The sequence below is a fragment of the Endozoicomonas sp. 2B-B genome (assembly GCF_053470045.1).
In genome coordinates, this window is the sequence record NZ_JBLZMU010000001.1 from 5,577,558 (window position 1) to 5,597,940 (window position 20,383).

At 47.4% G+C, this 20,383-nt stretch carries 4 protein-coding genes; all 4 read right to left on the minus strand.

Annotation, left to right across the window (positions count from 1 at the left end; all coding sequences use genetic code 11):
- Positions 1–332 precede the first annotated feature (332 nt).
- Positions 333–4,829, minus strand: a complete 4,497-nt coding sequence (locus tag ACOMHB_RS20690) for a hypothetical protein (protein ID WP_448218031.1) — start codon at positions 4,827–4,829, stop codon at positions 333–335.
- A gap of 632 nt (positions 4,830–5,461) precedes the next feature.
- A complete protein-coding gene (locus ACOMHB_RS20695) occupies positions 5,462–10,258 on the minus strand; it encodes a hypothetical protein (protein ID WP_448218032.1) in 4,797 nt (1,598 codons plus the stop codon).
- A gap of 557 nt (positions 10,259–10,815) precedes the next feature.
- Positions 10,816–14,958: a hypothetical protein gene (locus tag ACOMHB_RS20700; protein WP_448218033.1), complete on the minus strand. Its 4,143-nt coding sequence runs from the start codon at positions 14,956–14,958 to the stop codon at positions 10,816–10,818.
- Positions 14,959–15,563: 605 nt separating this feature from the next.
- Positions 15,564–20,288: a hypothetical protein gene (locus tag ACOMHB_RS20705; protein WP_448218034.1), complete on the minus strand. Its 4,725-nt coding sequence runs from the start codon at positions 20,286–20,288 to the stop codon at positions 15,564–15,566.
- Between the last annotated feature and the right edge of the window lie 95 nt (positions 20,289–20,383).

A 20,383-nucleotide genomic window follows, 5' to 3' on the forward strand; every position in this document is an offset into this window, starting at 1 on the left:
TATGTGAATACAGGAAATAGGCTGGTAGCGAGCTTGAGCCGACTAATTCCAGTGCATGCAGCAGCCCAGCAAATATTATCGACACCAGCAGAAGCAGTGATCGAACCCTCGATAAGGCCGTTTTGTTTTTTTGTGCGCGTTTCATAGATCCAGGCTTAAAAAATCAGCTTCTGTGAATCCATTCGCTATTGGGAAAAATTTGTGCGTCGTCCGGCTCAGAACTATTGATTGACGTTTGCGGCAGACTTTATAGCAGCTCACTGGCGAGCTAGCCATAAACGGATTTGGCAGATAGTTTTTTTTAGAAGCTTTATCAGACGACACAAGTCTTTTTAGAAAATACTCCCACACCCATCAAGCAACTCCAGTTCCTGACAACCCTTATAAACATCAGGATCAACATCTGATAATAAAGGGTCTTGCTTTTTTAACTGTTCTATTTTGTTGCACGCCCGTTGCCGCCATTCTTCCAGTATGTGGGTAGCGCTATCAATTTTGGCTTTTTTAAGGAGGGTCACTGTATGCATAAGCTCCATTTCGCTCTCGTACTCCTCCAGTAAATTCAGTATTTCGCTGCCAAAAATTTCTGTCTGGTTCAGCTTTAACCATAAACTGGAAAATGCCTGTTTTTGTGGTTCCAATTCATTTTCTGGCTGACATGCCACAGTGGATTGAACGTTATCCAGTTTCTGCCATTGATCTGCAGTTAAATAATAGTGTTCAGATATCCCGGTGATTTTCAAAACAGTCCTGAACTGCTCTTCTGACCAGTTGCTGATGGCCATTTTTTCATCCTGTATTTCCAGCTGTGGCATTGGAAAGCGGTAGTTTTGAACTCCGTCACCTGGCACTTCAACCTCAAGCCACTGACCTTTGACGGTGAAAGACATCTTATTGAGGTTCTGCATCAATACAGCAATATAGCTCAGGGCCAACTGTTCTCCTGACTGGATAAGTCCGGAGACAGGTATCTCAGCATGGTTATTGTCGGTTGTTCGCATCCCGGACAGAAAGTGATCGGGGATATTGTGATCCCAGGGTAGAAGACTATGGGTTTTGAGCAGCGCTTCAAACAGTATCTGGATGCCTTCTTTGGTGATGTCATGGTTTTTTAGTTGCAGGCAGGCTTCAAGCAGCTTCTTTAACCAATGGCAAGAATGCTCTTTGCTGAGTTTTTGCAGGGCGCTCAACGAGGGAAACAGGTCCAACACAACCCGGGCATGGCTGGCATCCAGAAAACGGAGCTGATCATCCTTTGTTAAGGGTTGCAGGATTTCCAGATAGAGCCCTTGCATATATTCGAGTTTCAGCACTCCTGACAATGATTGCAACAGAGCTGAATACAGCTCCCATAGTCTTTTATCCGGCAATGTCTTCAGCCGCTTGGCAAAAAAGACAAAACGCTCCCTGTCTTCATCAGAAGAACAAAGGAACATTGCTCTATTTAACACGCACAAAGGCACGGCTTTCATTGAATGACGCCACAAAAAATGCCGATCCTGTTGATTAGCCTGAAGGTAGCGCTCGACACTTTTCTCTCCAGAAGAAGATAAAAGCCCTATCAATGATGCCAGCATCAGAGCCGTTTTAGTCTCTTTATGCAATTGGCAGAACTGTTTTAAAACCGTCCATGTCAGTGACCAGTCTGGCTTAGGGGTGTAAAGATAAAGAGCGACTGTTTTTATCTGGCGATTGCATTTGTCATCCTCTTCATTCTCTGAATCGCTATCGTATTGGTCATCTCCTTTATTATTCGAGTTGTTATGTTCTCCGGTAAATTCTGTAAACAGCCACTGTTTCAGTTGTGTTTCCCGGTGTTGCAGCACCTCAGTAACAGGTAGTCCTGCTGATGCCCACAGCCTGGTCATAATTTGCAGCAGACTATGATTGGGTGCCCGCCGGTAACCTATCCAGCCCAGCACTTTTTTCACAGGCTCATGTTTGGGCAAGCCCTGGCCATTATTCATGGACGAAAAAGCCCGGAACAACTTCAGATTGAACTGGTCACCCCTGTGTTTCCATTCCGGCCAGCCCAGCACCTCTTTCACTTGCTGATGCCAGAGCACACCCTGACCATGATTCATCGACGAGAAAGCGCGTAATAACTTCGTATTGAACACACCATCTCTGTCTTTCCATTCCGGCCAGCCCAGCACCTCTTTCACTTGCTTATGTTTGAGCATGCTTTTGCCATGATTCATAGACGAGAAGGCGCGGAACAGCTCCATATTGAACTCGCCATCCTTGTCTCTCCATTCTGGCCAACCCAGCACCTCTTTCACTTGTTCATGTTTGAGCATACCTTTGCCATAATTCATAGATGAGAAGGCGCGGAACAGCTCCATACTGAACTCGCCATCCTTGTCTTTCCATTCCGGCCAGCCGAGCACCTCTTTCACTTCCTCATGTTTGAGCACGCCTTTGCCATTATTCATGGATGAGAAGGAGCGGAACAGCTCCATACTGAACTCGCCATCCTTGTCTTTCCATTCCGGCCAGCCCAGTACCTCTTTCACTTGCTCATGTTTGAGCATGCCTTTGCCATGATTCATAGATGAGAAGGAGCGGAACAGCTCCATATTGAATTCGCCATCCTTGTCCTTCCATTCCGGCCAGCCCAGCACCTCTTTCACTTCCTTTTGTTTGGGCATGCCTTTGCCGTTATTCATAGACGAGAAGGCGCGGAACAGCTCCATACTGAACTCGCCATCCTTGTCTTTCCATTCCGGCCAGCCCAGCACCTCTTTCACTTGCTCATGTTTGAGCATGCCTTTGCCATGATTCATAGATGAGAAGGTGCGGAACAGCTCCATACTGAACTCGCCATCCTTGCCTTTCCATTCCGACCAACCCAGCACCTCTTTCACTTGCTCATGTTTCAGGATGCCTTTGCCATGGTTCGTAGACGAGAAGGAACGGAACAACTCCATACCGAACTCGCCATCCTCATCTTTCCATTCCGGCCAGCCCAGCACCTCTTTCACTTCCCTGTGTTTGAACATGCCTTTCTGACTATGCATGGATGAGAAGGAGCGGAACAGCTCCATATTGAACTCGCCATCCTTGTCTTTCCATTCCGGCCAACCCAGAACCTCTCTAACTTCCTCATGTCTGAGGATGCCTTTGCCATGACTCATAGACGAGAAGGAACGGAGCAGCTCCATACTGAACTCACCATCCTTGTCTTTCCATTCCGGCCAGCTCAGCACTTCTTTCACTTGCTCATGTTTGAGCATGCCCTTGCCATTGTTCATGGATGAGAAGGAGCGGAGCAGCTCCATACTGAACTCACCATCCTTGTCTTTCCATTCCGACCAACCCAGCACCTCTTTCACTTGCTCATGTTTCAGGATGCCCTTGCCATGGTTCATAGACGAGAAGGATCGGAACAATTCCATACTGAACTCACCATCCTCGCCTTTCCATTCCGGCCAGCCCAGCACCTCTTTCACTTCCTCTTGTTTGAGCATGCCTTTACCACTGTTCATGGATGAGAAGGCGCGGAACAGTTCCATACTGAACTCACCATCCTTGTCTTTCCATTCCGACCAGGCCAGCACCTCTTTCACTTCCTCATGTTTGAGCATGCCTTTACTACTGTTCATGGATGATAAGGAGCGGAACAGTTCCATACTGAACTCGCCATCCTTGTCTTTCCACTCCGGCCAGCCCAGCACCTCTTTTACTTGTTCATGTTTCAGCATGCCTTTGCCACAATTCATTGACGAGAAGGATCGGAACAACTTCGTATTAAACTCACCATCCCTGTCTTTCCACTCTGGCCAGCCCAGTATTCCTTTCACTTGTTCATGTGTGGGCACGCCTTTGCCATTATTCATGGACGAGAAAGAAGTCACTACATCTAAATTCGCTAAATATTCGAGTTCATCCTGGCTACGCTCTGCAAAGCTACGGATATGTTTTTTGCTATTGTTCAGCATGCCGGTCAGCATGCCTGTATTTTTGAAGTTTTCAGAAAGGTGCCCAAAAAAGCCGACGGCATTATCGAAGAAGCCATTAAAAGAATCTCTATCTACGAAACCAAGCAGCTTATAAAAAGTGTTTTTTACAGTGATGTTTTTTTTCTTGAATATCGCCATCAGGGTTTGCACTTTTTTCAGCTCTTCCTGACTTAATTCGTACTTGATATTTGCTTTTATTTTTTCTAGCGGATCATCGGCAATTTGAGTGTCTGGCGGTTTCTTTTTTTTGGCCGGTGGTTCAGTAACAGCTGTTGAATTATTTCTCTTTCTACCTGACTCCTTCTTTTTTTTCGGAGCGGGTTCTGGTGAATCCGGTTCTGCTTCTTCCCTGATTTGTCTTACCCTTTTGTTACCTTGAATGCCCGACAGGCACTTGTTGCACAACAACGCTGAAGCTGCTGTCTGATTTGCTACACGTCCTAATTCCTGTGGATTCAATGCCTTGTCACACTTCGAACAAGTAACAACCGAATTTCCGGTATTCTGCTCAGCTGAGGGTTTCAGTGGGTCATCGCCTCCACGACCATTGGCGCCTGTCGAACCGGTTCCCAAGTTACGGGCAGAAGATCCACTTGTCTGGCCGGTCTGAACTGTTGTTGCGGTCGTTGATGCTTTGGTCGTTCGGGAGGATGAATTCTTTTTCCCGTTACCCGCCTGTCGGCCAGAGTATTTGCCAGAAACCATCTCACGGTAAACTGTGAGTTCCTGGCCATCCTCTGCCATCCATTTCTGAACCAGCCCCGGTTGAATCGTGCCAAGGTCTGACCTTTCCAGATCAAGAAGATCGGCTTCAATCACCATGATCCGGTCTGACAAAATCCGGGACAGGGTGGTCTGGCCTGTCATAATCGCCCATAGTCGTTTGATTTGTAATATTACAAGCAGTTGCTTTTTTTGCTGCAGACAAGTTTGGACAGGATCAGGAACAAGGGTAAGGACAGGTTGGGGCTTTGGGTAAGGACTCCTGCTGTTTCTGTCAGGTGGCTTATCGTCATCCGGCGTGGGAATGCATATCCCCCCTGAAAGCCGGATACTGCGACTTGAGATAACATACAGGTCCCCACGTCTAGGGCCCACAGGGCCTAAAAGCATGGGAGTCAGGTTTTTTTGATGCCATCGAAGAGGGTGGGGCTGTTCAGATTCAGCCAACTTATGGGAATACAGAAAATAGGCGGGTAGCGGACTTGAGCCGACTAATTCCACTGCATGCAGCGGCCCACCAAATATTATCGTCACCAGCAGTGATCGAACTCTCGATATGGCCGTTTTGTTTTTTTGTGAGCGTTTCATAGATCCTGGCTTAAAAAATCAGCTTCTGTGAATCCATTAGCCATTGGGAAAAATTTGTGCGTCGTCCGGCTCAGGCCTATTGATTGACGTTTGCGGCAGACTTTATAGCAGCTCACTGGCGAGCTTGCCATAAACGGATTTGGCAGACAGTTTGTTTTTAGAAGCTTTATCAGGCGACACAAGTCTTTTTAGAAAATACTCCCACACCCATCAAGCAACTCCAGTTCCTGACAACCTTTATAAACATCAGGATCAACATCTGATAATAAAGGGTCTTGCTTTTTTAACTGTTCTATTTTGCTGCACGCCCGTTGCCTCCACACTTCCAATATGTGGGTAGCGCTATCGATTTTGGCTTTTTTAAGGAGAGTCACTGTATGCATAAGCTCCATTTCGCTCTCGTACTCCTCCAGTAAATTCAGTATTTCGCTGCCAAAAATTTCTGTCTGGTTGAGCTTTAACCATAAACTGCCAAACGCCTGTTTTTGTGGTTCCAATTCATTCTCTGGCTGACATGCTTCAGCTTGCCTGGATTGTACGTTATCCAGTTTCTGCCATTGATCTGCAGTCAAATAATAGTGTTCAGCTATCCCGGTGATTTTCAATACAGTCCTGAACTGCTCCTCTGACCAGTTGCTGATGGCCATTTTTTCATCCTGTATTTTCAGCTGTGGCATTGGAAAGCGGTAGTTTTGAACTCTGCCACTTGGTAATTCAACCTCAAGCCATTGCCCTTTGACGGTAAAAGACATCTCATTGAGGTTCTGCATCAACACAGAGATATAGCTCAGGGCCAACTGTTCTCCAGATTGGATAAGTCCGGAGACAGGTATCTCAACATGGTTGTTGTCGGTCGTTTGCATCCCGGACAAAAAGTGATCGGGGATCTCGTTATCCCAGGGTAGAAGACTATGGGTTTTGAGCAGCGCTTCGAACAGTATCTGGATACCTTCTTTGGTAATGTCATGGGTTTTTAGTTGCAGGCAGGCTTTAAGCAGCTTGTTTAACCAATGGGAAGAATGCTCTTTGCTGAGTTTTTGCAGAGCACTCAACGAGGGAAACAGGTCGAATACAGCCTGGGCATGGCTGGCATCCAGAAAACGCAGCTGATGATCCTTTGTTAAGGGTTGCAGGATTTCCAGATAGAGCCTTTGCATAGAGTCGAGTTTCAGCACCGCCGATAATGGTTGTAACAGGGCTGAGTATTGCTCCCATAATCTTTTATCTGGCAACGACTTCAGCCGCTTGGCAAAATAGACAAAACGCTCCCTGTCTTCATCGGAAGAACACAGAAACATTGCTCTATTTAACACCCGCAAAGGCACGGCTTTCATTGAATGACGCCACAAAAAATGCCGATCCAGTTGATTAGCCTGAAGGTAACGTTTGACGCTTTTCCCTCCGGAAGAAGATAAAAATCCTATCAATGATTCCAGCATCAGAAGCGTTTTAGTCTCTTTATGCAATTGGCAGAACTGTTTTAAAACCGTCCATTTTAGCGACCAGTCTGGCTTAGGGGTGGAAAGATAAAGAGCGACTGTTTTTATCTGGCAATTGTATTTATCATCTCCTTCATTATCCCGGTTGCTGTGTTCTCCGGTAAGTTCTGTAAGCAGTAACTGTTTCAGTTGTGTTTCCCGGTGTTGCAGCAGCTTGATAGCAGGTAGCCCTGCTGATACCCAGAGCCTGGACATGATTTGCAGTAGCCTGTGATTGGGCGCCCCACGGCAATCTATCCAGTCCAGCACTTTTTTCACAGGCTCATGTTTGGGCAAGCCTTGGCCGTGATTCATAGACGAGAAAACGCGGAACAGCTTCATATTGAGCTCGACACCCTTGTGTTGCCATTCAGACCAGCCGAGCACTTCTTTCACTTTCTCATGTTTGAGCATACCTCTGCCATTATTCATGGATGAAAAGGCGCGGAACAACTCCATACTGAACTCGCCATCCTTGTGTTTCCATTCAGGCCAACCCAACATCTCTTTCACTTCCTTTTGTTTGAGCATGCCTCTGCCACTATTCATGGACGAGAAGGCGCAGAACAGCTCCATAATGAACTCGCCATCCTTGTCTTTCCATTCCAGCCAGCCCAGCACCTCTTTCACTTCCTCTTGTTTGAGCATGCCTTTGCCATGATTCATAGATGAGAAGGCGCGGAACAGCTCCATATTGAACTCGCCATCCTTGTCTTTCCATTCCGCCCAGTCCAGCACCTCTTTCACTTCCTCTTGTTTGAGCATGCCTTTGCCATGATTCATAGACGAGAAGGAGCGGAACAGCTCCATAATGAACTCGCCATCCTTGTCTTTCCATTCCGGCCAGCCCAACATCGCTTTCACTTCCTTTTTTTTGAGCACGCCTTTACCATTGTTCATGGATGAGAAGGAGCGGAACAGCTCAATATTGAACTCACCATGCTTGTCTTTCCATTCCGACCAGGACAGCACCTCTTTCACTTCCTCTTGTTTGAGCAAGCCCTTGCGATGATTCATAGACGAGAAGGAGCGGAACAGCTCCATATTGAACTCGCCATCCTTGTCCTTCCATTCCGGCCAGCCCAGCACCTCTTTCACTTCCCTGTGTTTGAACATGTCTTTCTGACTATGCATGGATGAGAAGGAGCGGAACAGCTCCATATTGAACTCGCCATCCTTGTCTTTCCATTCCGGCCAACCCAGCACCTCTTTCACTTCGTTTTTTTTGAGCACGCCTTTACCATTGTTCATGGATGAGAAGGAGCGGAACAGCTCCATATTCAACTCGCCATTCTTGTCTCTCCATTCCAGCCAGCCCAGCACGTCTTTCACTTCCTCATGTTTAATCATGCCCTTGCTGCTATTCATGGAGGAAAAAGCGCGGAACAGCTCAATGTTGAACTCGCCATTCTTGTCTTTCCATTCCGGCCAGCCCAGCACCTCTTTCACTTGCTCATGAGTGGGCAAGCCTTTACCATTGTTCATGGATGAGAAGGAGCGTAATAGCTCCATACTGAACTCGCCATCCTTGTCTTTCCATTCCGACCAGGCCAGCACCTCTTTCACTTGCTCATGTTTGAGCATGCCTTTACCATTGTTCGTGGATGAGAAGGAACGGAACAGCTCCATATTGAACTCACCATTCTTGTCCTTCCATTCCGGCCAACCCAACATCTCTTTCACTTCCTTTTGTTTGAGGATGCCTTTGCCACTATTCATGGATGAGAAGGAGCGGAAAAGCTCCATACTGAACTCGCCCTCCCTGTCTTTCCATTCCGACCAACCCAGCACCTCTTTCACTTGCTCATGTTTCAGGATGCCTTTGCCATGGTTCATAGACGAGAAGGAACGGAACAACTCCATACTGAACTCGCCATCCTCGTCTTTCCATTCCGGCCAGCCCAGCACCTCTTTCACTTCCTCTTGTTTGAGCATGCCTTTACCACTGTTCATGGATGAGAAGGCGCGGAACAGCTCAATACTGAACTCGCCATCCTTGTCTTTCCATTCCGACCAGGCCAGCACCTCTTTCACTTCCTCATGTTTGAGCATGCCTTTACTACTGTTCATGGATGATAAGGAGCGGAACAGTTCCATACTGAACTTGCCATTCTTGTCTTTCCACTCCGGCCAGCCCAGCACCTCTTTCACTTGTTCATGTTTCAGCATGCCTTTGCCACAATTCATTGACGAGAAGGATCGGAACAACTTCGTATTAAACTCACCATCCCTGTCTTTCCATTCTGGCCAGCCCAGTATTGCTTTCACTTCCTTATTTGTGGGCACACCTTTGCCATTATTCATGGACGAGAAAGAAGTCACTACATCTAAATTCGCTAAATATTCGAGTTCATCCTGGCTACGCTCTGCAAAACTACGGATATGTTTTTTGCAATTATTCAGCATGCTGGTCAGCATGCCTGTATTTTTGACGTTTTTAGAAAGGTGCCCAAAAAAGGCGGCGGCATTATCGAAGAAGCCATTAAAAGAATCTCTATCTACGAAACCAAGCAGCATATAAAAAGTGTTTTTTACAGTGATGTTTTTTTTCTTGAATACCGCCACCAGGGTTTGCACTTTTTTCAGCTCTTCCTGACTTAGTTCGTACCTGATATTTGCTTTTATTTTTTCTAACGGATCATCGGGAATTTGAGTATCTGGCGGTTTCTTTTTTTTGGCCGCTGGTTCAGCAACAGCTGTTGAATTATTTCTCTTTCTACCCGGGCCCTTCTTTTTTTTCGGAGCAGGTTCTGGTGAATCCGGTTCTGCTTCTTCCCTGATTTGTCTTACCCTTTTGTTACCTTGAATGCCCGACAGGCACTTGTTGCACAACAACGCTGAAGCTGCTGTCTGATTTGCTACACGTTCTAATTCCTGTGGATTCAATGCCCTGTCACACTTCGAACAAGTGACAACCGAATGTCCGGTACTCTGCCCAGCTGAGGGTTTCAGTGGGTCATCGCCTCCACGACCATTGCCTGTCGAACCGGTTCCCCCGTCGTGGGCAGCAGATCCGCTTGTCTGGCCAGTCTGACCTGTTGTCGCGGTCGTTGATGCTTTGGTCGTTCGGGAGGATGAATTCTTTTTCCCGTTACCCGTCTGTCGGCCAGAATATTTGCCAGAAACCATCTCACGGTAAACACTGAGTTCCTGATCATTCTCTGCCAGCCATGTCTGAACCAGCCCCGGTTGAATCGTGCCAGGGTCTGACCTTTCCAGATCAAGAAGATCGGCTGCAATCACCATGATCCGGTCTGACAAAATCCGGGCCAGCGTGGTCTGGCCTGTCATAATCGCCCATAGTCGTTTGATTTGTAATATTATAAGCAGTTGCTTTTTTTGCTGCAGACAAGTTTGGACAGGATCAGGAATAAGGGTAAGGACAGGTTGGGGTTCTGGGTCAGGACTCCCGCTGTTTCCGTCAGGTGGCTTATTGTCATCATCACCACCGGCGGCGCCCCCGACGATCAGCGCATTGGAAGTGTTCTCCAGAACTTCAGGGGGCACGTAAAACTCCAACAACTCGTTCCCAGGCTCCGGAGGCTGTCGCAAAAGCCCAACAACTCGTTCCCACGCTCTGCGTGGGAATGCATACCTCCCCTGAAAAGCGGACTCTGCAGCTCGAGATAGGTATGGGTTCCCACGCCTGGGGCCCACAGGGCCTAAAAGCATGGGAACCAGAGTTCTGTGACACCCTCGAAGAGGATCGGGCTGTTCAGGTTCAGCCAACTTATGGGAATACAGGAAATGAGCGGGTAGCGGGCTTGACCCGAATAATTCCAATGCATGCAGCGAATCCCCAAACAACATCGTCACTAGCAGAAGCAGTGATCGGACCATCGAGCAGGCAGCTTTTTTTTGTTGTGAGCGTCTCATAGATCCAGGCTAATAAAATCAGCTTCTGTGAATCCATTCGCCAGTGGAAAAAATTCGTACGTCATCCGGCTTAAGCCTGATGATTCACGTTTACGCTAGATTTTATAGCACCGCACTGGCAAGCTTGCCATGAACGGATTTGGCAGACAGTTTGTTTTCAGAAGCCTTATCAGACGACACAAGTCTTTTTAGAAAATACTCCCACACCCATCAAGCAACTCCAGTTCCTGACAACCTTTATAAACATCAGGATCAACATCTGATAATAAAGGGTCTTGCTTTTTTAACTGTTCTATTTTGTTGCACGCCCGTTGCCTCCATGCTTCCAGTATGTGGCTAGCGCTATCGATTTTGGCTTTTTTAAGGAGTGTCACTGTATGCATAAGCTCCATTTCGCTCTCGTACTCCTCCAGTAAATTCAGTATTTCGGTGCCAAAAATTTCTGTCTGGTTCAGCTTTAACCATAAACTGCCAAACATCTGTTTTTGTGATTCCAATTCATTCTCTGGCTGACATGCTTCAGCTTGCCTGGATTGAACGTTATCCAGTTTCTGCCATTGATCTGCAATCAAATAATAGTGTTCAGATATCCCGGTGATTTTTAAAACAGTCCTGAACTGCTCTTCTGACCAGTTGCTGATGGCCATTTTTTCATCCTGTATTTCCAGCTGTGGCATTGGAAAGCGGTAGTTTTGAACTCCGTCACCTGGCACCTCAACCTCAAGCCACTGCCCTTTGACGGTAAAAGACATCTCATTGAGGTTCTGCATCAACACAACGATATAGCTCAGGGCCAACTGTTCTCCTGACTGGATTAGTCCGGAGACAGGTATCTCAACATGGTTATTGTCGGTCGTTTGCATCCCGGACAAAAAGTGATCGGGGATATCGTGATCCCAGGGTAGAAGACTATGGGTTTTGAGCAACGCTTCAAACAGTATCTGGATGCCTTCTTTGGTGATGTCATGGGTTTTTAGTTGCAGGCAGGCTTCAAGCAGCTTGCTTAACCAATGGGAAGAATGCTCTTTGCTGAGTTTTTGCAGGGCGCTTAACGAGGGAAACAGGTCGAACACAACGCGGGCGTGGCTGGCATCCAGAAAACGCAGCTGATCATCCTTTGTTAAGGGTTGCAGGATTTCCAGATAGAGCCCTTGCATATATTCGAATTTCAGCACTCCTGACAATGGTTGCAACAGAGCTGAATACTGCTCCCATAATCTTTTATCTGGCAATGACTTCAGCCGCTTGGCAAAATAGACAAAACGCTCCCTGTCTTCATCGGAAGAACACAGGAACATTGCTCTATTTAACACGCGCAAAGGCACGGTTTTCATTGAATGACGCCACAAAAAATGCCGCTCCAGTTGATTAGCCTGAAGGGAGCGTTTGACGCTTTTCCCTCCGGAAGAAGATAAAAGTCCTATCAATGATCCCAGCCTCAGAACCGTTTTAGTCTGTTCATGAAATTGGCAGAACTGTTTTAAAACCGTCCATTTTAGCGACCAGTCTGCCTTGGGGGTGGAAAGATAAAGGGCGACTGTTTTTATCTGGTGATTGTATTTATCCTCTCCTTCATTATCCGAGTTGCTGTGTTCTCCGGTAAGTTCTGCAGGCAGTAACTGTTTCAGTTGTGTTTCCCAGTGTTGCAACAGCTTGATAGCAGGAAGCCCTGCCGATGCCCAAAGCCTGGGCATGATTTGCAGTAGCCTGTGATTGGGCGCCCCCCGGCAATCTATCCAGTCCAGCACCTCTTTTACTTTCTCTTGTTTGAGCATTCCTTTACCATTGTTCATGGATGAGAAGGAGCGGAATAGCTCAATGTTGAACTCGCCATCCCTGTCTTTCCATTCCGACCAGGCCAGCACCTCTTTCACTTCCTCATGTTTAAGCACGCCCTTGCCATGACTCATAGATGAGAAGGCGCGGAACAGCTCCATATTGAACTCACCATGCCTGTCTTTCCATTCCGGCCAGCCCAGCACCTCTCTCACTTCCTCATGTTTGAGCATGCCTTTGCCACCATTCATGGATGAGAAGGCGCGGAACAGCTCAATGTTGAACTCGCCATGCTTGTCTTTCCATTCCGACCAGGCCAGCAGCTCTTTCACATACTCATGTTTGAGGATGCCTTTGCAATGATTCATAGATGAGAAGGCGCGGAACAGCACCATATTGAACTCGCCATCCTTGTCTTTCCATTCCAGCCAGCCCAGCACCTCTTTCACTTCCTCATGTTTGAGCATGCCTTTTCCACTGTTCATGGATGAGAAGGCGCGGAACAGCTCCATATTGAACTCGTCATCCTTGTCTTTCCATTCCGGCCAGCCCAGCACCTCTTTCACTTCCTCATGTTTGAGCATGCCTTTTCCACTGTTCATGGATGAGAAGGCGCGGAACAGCTCCATATTGAACTCGTCATCCTTGTCTTTCCATTCCGGCCAGCCCAGCACCTCTTTCACTTCCTCATGTTTAAGGATGCCCTTACCATGATTCATAGATGAGAAGGCGCGGAACAGCTCTATACTGAACTCACCATCCTTGTTTCTCCATTCCAGCCAGCCCAGCACTTCTTTCACTTGCTCATGTTTGAGCATGCCTTTGTCATGATTCCTGGACGAGAAGGCGCGGAACAGCTCAATGTTGAACTCGCCATCCTTGTCTTTCCATTCCGGCCAGCCCAGCACCTCTTTCACTTGCTCATGTTTGAGGATGCCTTTGCCATGATTCATAGATGAGAAGGCGCGGAACAGCTCCATACTGAACTCGCCATCCTTGTCCTTCCATTCCGGCCAGCACAGCACCTCTTTCACTTGCTCATGTTTGAGTACACCCTTGCAATGACTCATAGATGAGAAGGAGCGGAACAGCTCCATATTGAACTCGCCATCCTTGTCCTTCCATTCCGGCCAGCCCAGCGCCTCTCTCACTTCCTCATGTTTGAGGATGCCTTTGCCATGATTCATAGATGAGAAGGAGCGGAACAGTTCCATACTGAACTTGCCATCCTTGTCTTTCCATTCCGGCCAGCTCAGTACCTCTTTCACTTGCTCATGTTTGAGCATGCCTTTTCCATTGTTCATGGATGAGAAGGAGCGGAACAGCTCCATACTGAACTCGCCATCCTTGTCTTTCCATTCCAGCCAGCCCAGCACCTCTTTCACTTGTTCATGTTTGAGCAAGCCTTTGCAACTATTCATTGACGAGAAGGAACGGAACAACTTCGTATTAAACTCGCCATCCCTGTCTTTCCATTCTGGCCAGCCCAGTGTTGCTTTCACTTGCTCATGTGTGGGCGCGCCTTTCCTACTATTCATGGACGAAAAGGAATTCAATACATCCAAACTTGCTAAATATTCGAGTTCACTCAGGCTACGTTCTGCGAAACTACGGATATGTTTTTTTTTATTACCCAGCATGCCGGTCAGCATGCCTGTATTTTTGACGTTTTCAGAAAGATGCCCAAAAAAAGCGGTGGCATTATCGAAGAAGCCATTAAAAGAATCTCTATCCACGAAACCAAGCAGCTTATAAAAAGTGTTTTTTACAGTGACGTTTTTTTTCTTGAATACCGCCATCAGGGTTTGCACTTTTTTCAGCTCTTCCTGACTTAATTCGTACTTGATATTTGCTTTTATTTTTTCCAATGGGTCATCGGGGATCTGAGTGTCTGGCGGTTTCTTTTTTTTGGCCGGTGGTGCAGCAACAGCGGTTGAACTATTTCTCTTTCTACCCGGGCCCTTCTTTTTTTTCGGAGCGGGTTCTGATGAAACCGGTTCTGCTTCTTCCCGGATTCGTCTTAGCCTTTTGTTACCTTGAATGCCCGACAGGCACTTGTCGCACAACAACGCTGAAGCTGCTGTCTGATTTGCTACACGTCCTAGCTCCTGTGGATTCAATACCTTGTCACACTTCGAACAAGCGACAACCGAATTTCCGGTATTCTGCTCAGCTGAGGGTTTTAGTGGGTCATCGCCTCCACGACCATTGACGCCTGTCGAACCGGTTCCCCTGTTACAGGCAGAAGGTCCGCTTGTCTGGCCGGTCTGACCTGTTGTTGCGGTCGTTGATGCTTTGGTCTTTCGGGAGGTTGTATTCTTTTTCACGTTACCCGTCTGTCGGCCAGAATATTTGCCAGAAACCATCTCATGGTAAACTCTGAGTTCCTGACCATTCTCTGCCAGCCATCTTTGAACCAGCCCCGGTTGCATCGTGCCAGGGTCTGGCCTTTCCAGATCAAGAAGATCGGCTTCAATCACCATAATCCGGTCTGACAAAATCCGGGCCAGCGTGGTTTGGCCTGTTATAATCGTCCATAGTCGTTTGATTTGCAATATTATAAGCAGTTGCTTTTTTTGCTGCCGACAAGTTTGGACAGGGTCAGGAATAAGGGTAAGGACAGGTTGGGGCTTTGGGTAAGGACTCCTGCTGTTTCTGTCAGGTGGCTTATCGTCATCCGGCGTGGGAATGCATATCCCCCCTGAAAGCCGGATACTGCGACTTGAGATAACATACGGGTCCCCACGTCTAGGGCCCACAGGGCCTAAAAGCATGGGAGTCAGGTTTTTTTGATGCCATCGAAGAGGGTCGGGCTGTTCAGATTCAGCCAACTTATGGGAATACAGAAAATAGGCGGGTAGCGGACTTGAGCCGACTAATTCCACTGCATGCAGCGGCCCACCAAATATTATCGTCACCAGCAGTGATCGAACTCTCGATATGGCCGTTTTGTTTTTTTGTGAGCGTTTCATAGATCCTGGCTTAAAAAATCAGCTTCTGTGAATCCATTCGCCATTGGGAAAAATTTGTGCGTCGTCCGGCTCAGGCCTATCGATTGACGTTTGCGGCAGACTTTATAGCAGCTCACTGGCGAGCTTGCCATAAACGGATTTGGCAGACAGTTTGTTTTTAGAAGCTTTATCAGGCGACACAAGTCTTTTTAGAAAATACTCCCACATCCATCAAGCAACTCCAGTTCCTGACAACCCTGATAAACATCAGGATCAACATCGGATAATAAAGGGTCTTGCTTTTTTAACTGTTCTATTTTGTTGCACGCCCGTTGCCGCCATTCTTCCAGTATGCAGTTATCGGTATCGATTTTGGCTTTTTTAAGGAGGGTCACTGTATGCATAAGCCCCATTTCGCTCTCATACTCCTCCAGTAAATTCAGTATTTCGGTGCCAAAAATTTCTGTTTGGTTGAGCTTTAGCCATAAACTGCCGAACGCCTGTTTTTGTGGTTCCAATTCATTTTCTGGCTGACATGCTTCAGCTTGCCTGGATTGAACGTTATCCAGTTTCTGCCATTGATCTGCAGTCAAATAATAGTGTTCAGATATCCCGGTGATTTTTAAAACAGTCCTGAACTGCTCTTCTGACCAGTTGCTGATGGCCATTTTTTCATCCTGTATTTCCAGCTGTGGCATTGGAAAGCGGTAGTTTTGAACTCCGTCACCTGGCACCTCAACCTCAAGCCACTGCCCTTTGACGGTAAAAGACATCTCATTGAGGTTCTGCATCAACACAACGATATAGCTCAGGGCCAACTGTTCTCCTGACTGGATTAGTCCGGAGACAGGTATCTCAACATGGTTATTGTCGGTCGTTTGCATCCCGGACAAAAAGTGATCGGGGATATCGTGATCCCAGGGTAGAAGACTATGGGTTTTGAGCAACGCTTCAAACAGTATCTGGATGCCTTCTTTGGTGATGTCATGGGTTTTTAGTTGCAGGCAGGCTTCAAGCAGCTTGCTTAACCAATGGGAAGAATGCTCTTTGCTGAGTTTTTGCAGAGCGCTCAACGAGGGAAACAGGTCGAATACAGCCCGGGCATGGCTGGCATCCAGAAAACGGAGCTGATCATCCTTTGTTAAGGGTTGCAGGATTTCCAGATAGAGTCTTTGCATAAAGTCGAGTTTCAGCACCGCCGATAAGGGTTGCAACCGGGCTGAGTACTGCTCCCATAGTCTTTTATCCGGCAATGACTTCAGCCGCTTGGCAAAATAGACAAAACGCTCCCTGTCTTCATCGGAAGAACACAGGAACATTGCTCTATTTAACACACGCAAAGGTACAGCTTTCATTGAATGACGCCACAAAAAATGCCGATCCTGTTGATTAGCCTGAAGGTAACGTTTGACGCTTTTCCCTCCGGAAGAAGATAAAAATCCTATCAATGATTCCAGCATCAGAAGCGTTTTAGTCTCTTTATGCAATTGGCAAAACTGTTTTAAAACAGTCCATTTTAGTAACCAGTCTGGCTTAGAGGTGGAAAGATAAAGAGCGACTTTTTTTATCTGGTGATTGCATTTGTCATCCTCTTCATTCTCTGAATCGCAATCGCCATCGTATTGGTCATCTCCTTTGTTATTCGAGTTGCTATGTTCTCCATTAAATTCTGTAGACAGCCACTGTTTCAATTGTGTTTCCTGGTGTTGGAGCACTTCAGTAGCAGGTAGCCCTTCTGATGCCCAGAGCCTGGTCATTATTTGCAGTAGACTATGATTGGGTGCCCCCCGGTAACGTATCCAGCCCAGCACTTTTTTTACATGCTCATGTTTGGGCAAGCCCTGGCGATTATTCATGGACGAGAAAGCCCGGAACAACTTCATATTGAACTGGCCAACCCTTTGTTTCCATTCCGGCCAGTTCAGCACCTCTTTCACTTGCTCATGTTTGAGCATGCCCTGGCCATTATTCATGGACGAGAAGGATCGGAACAACTTCGTATTAAACTCGCCATCCTTGTCTTTCCATTCCGACCAGCCCAGCGTCTCTTTCACTTGCTCATGTTTGAGCATGCCTTTGTTACTATTCATGGATGAGAAGGAGCGGAACAGCTCCATATTGAACTCGCCATCCTTGTCTTTCCATTCCGGCCAGCCCAGCACCGCTTTCACTTCCTTTTGTTTAAGCATGCCTTTGCAATGATTCATAGACGAGAAGGAATGGAACAACTTCGTATTAAACTCGTCATCTTTGTCTTTCCATTCCGGCCAGCCCAACAACTCTTTCACTTCCTTTTGTTTGAGCATGCCTTTGCCACTATTCATGGATGAGAAGGCGCGGAACAGCTCTATACTGAACTCGCCATCCTTGTCTTTCCATTCCGGCCAGCCCAGCACCTCTTTCACTTGCTCATGTTGAAGCATGCCTTTGCTTCTATTCATGGATGAGAAGGAGCGGAACAGCTCCATACTGAACTCGCCATCCTTGTCTTTCCATTCCGGCCAGCCCAGTACCTCTTTCACTTCTTTTTGTTTGAGCATGCCTTTGCTTCTATTCATGGATGAGAAGGAGCGGAACAGCTCTATACTGAACTCGCCATCCTTGTCCTTCCATTCCGGCCAACCCAGCACCTCTTTCACTTCTTTTTGTGTGAGCATACCTTTGCCACTATTCATGGATGAGAAGGAACGGAACAGCTCCATACTGAACTCGCCATCCTTGTCTTTCCATTGCGGCCAGTCCAGCACTGCTTTCACTTCCTCATGGTTGAGCAGGCCTTTTTTATTATTCATGGACGAGAAGGAGCGGAACAGCTCCATACTGAACTCGCCATCCTTGTCTTTCCATTCCGGCCAGTTCAGCACCTCTTTCACTTTCTCATGTTTGAGCATGCCTTTCCCATTATTCATGGACGAGAAGGAGCGGAACAGCTCCATATTGAACTCGCCATCCTTGTCTTTCCATTCCGGCCAGCCCAGCACCGCTTTCACTTCCTCATGATTGGGCAGGCTTTGGCCACTATTCATGGATGAGAAGGAGCGGAACAGCTCCATGCTAAACTTGCCATCCTTGTCTTTCCATTCCGGCCAGCCCAGCATCACTTTCACTTGCTCATGTTTGAGCATACCTTTGCAATGATTCATAGACGAAAAGGCGCGGAACAGCTCCATACTGAACTCGCCATCCTTGTCTTTCCATTCCGGCCAGCCCAGCACCCCTTTCACTCGCTCATGTTTGAGCATGCCTCTGCCACTATTCATGGATGAGAAGGAGCGGAACAGCTCCATACTGAACTCGCCATCCTTGCGCTTCCATTCCGGCCAGCCCAGCACCTCTTTCACTTCTTCATGTTTGGGCAAACCCTGGCCATTATTCATGGACGAAAAAGAGCGGAACAGTTCGATATTGAACTCGCCTTCCTTGTCTTTCCATTCCGGCCACCCCATTATTGCTTTCACTTCCTTATGTGTGGGCACACCTTTGCGACTATTCATGGACGAGAACGAAGTCAATACATCCAAACTCGCTAAATATTCGAGTTCACTCTGGCTACGCTCTGCAAAACTACGAATATGTTTTTTTTTATTATGTAGCATGCTGGTCAGCATGCCTGTACTTTTGAAGTGTTCAGAAAGATGCCAAAAAAAAACGATCGCATTATCGAAGAAGCCATTAAGTGAACTTCTTTCTACAAAGTCGAGCAGTTTATAAAAAGTGGGCTTGACTGTGATGTTTTTTTCCTTGAATACCTCCATCAGGGTTTGCACTTTTTCCAGCGCTTCCTTGCTTAATTCGTACTTGATGTTTTCTTTTACTTTTTCCAATGGGTCATCGGGGGTCTGAGTGTCTGTCGCTTTCTTTTTTTTGGCCGATGGTGCAGCAACTGCTTTTGATGCTTTTCTCTTTCTACTCAAGCTCTTGTTTTTTTTCTGAGGAGGTTCCGATGAATCCGGCTCTGTTTCTTCCGGGTTTCGTCTTGCTCTTTTTTTAGCATGAGTGCCCGACAGACACTTATTGCATAAAAACACTGAGGCAGTTGCCTCATTCGTTATTCGTCTTAATTCCTGTGTATTCAGTGCCCTGTTACACTTGGAACAAGTGACAATTGAACTTCCGGTATCCTGCTCAACCGAAGGTTCCAGTGGGTCATCGTCTCCACGACCACTGCCGCCTGTCGAACCAGTTCTCCGGTCACGGGCAGTAGATTCGCTCATCTGGCCGGTCTGACCTGTTGTCGCAGTCGTTGATGCTTTGGTCGTTCGGGAGGGTGAATTCTTTTTCCCGTTACCCGTCTGTCGGCCAGAATATTTGCCAGAAACAATCTCACAGTAAACTCTGAGTTCCTGACCATTCTCTGCCAGCCATGTCTGAACCAGCCCCGGTTGAATCGTATCAGGGTCTGACCTTTCCAGATCAAGAAGATCGGCTTCAATCACCATGATCCGGTCTGACAAAATCCGGGCCAGCGTGGTTTGGCCTGTGATAATCGACCATAGTCGTTTGATTTGTAATATTATAAGCAGTTGCTTTTTTTGCTGCAGACAAGTTTGGACAGGATCAGGAATAAGGGTAAGGTCAGGTTTGCGCTCTGGTTCAGGACTCCCACTGTTTCCGTTAGGTGGCTTATCGTCATCACCTCCTCCGGCGGCGCCGCTGACGATCAGTCCATTAGAAGTTTTCTCCAAAACTTCAGGGGGCACGTAAAGCTCCAACAACTCCTTCCCAGGCTCCGGAGGCTGTCGCAAAAGCCCAACAACTCGTTCCCATGCTCTGAGGTCGTCATTCCCGCGAAGGCGGGAATCCAGCGCCAACGGTGGATCCCTGCCTTCTCGGGGATGACAAGGCCAGGGGGGCACCGGGCAGGATGGTTCTGGTGGTGAGTCAGTGTGGATTCCCGCCTTCGCGGGAATGAAGCCGGGAATGACGGGAGTCAACTCGTGACACCCTCGAAGAGGATCGGGCTGTTCAGGTTCAGCCAACTTATTGGAATACAGGAAATAAGCTGGTAGCGGGCTTGAGCCGACTAATT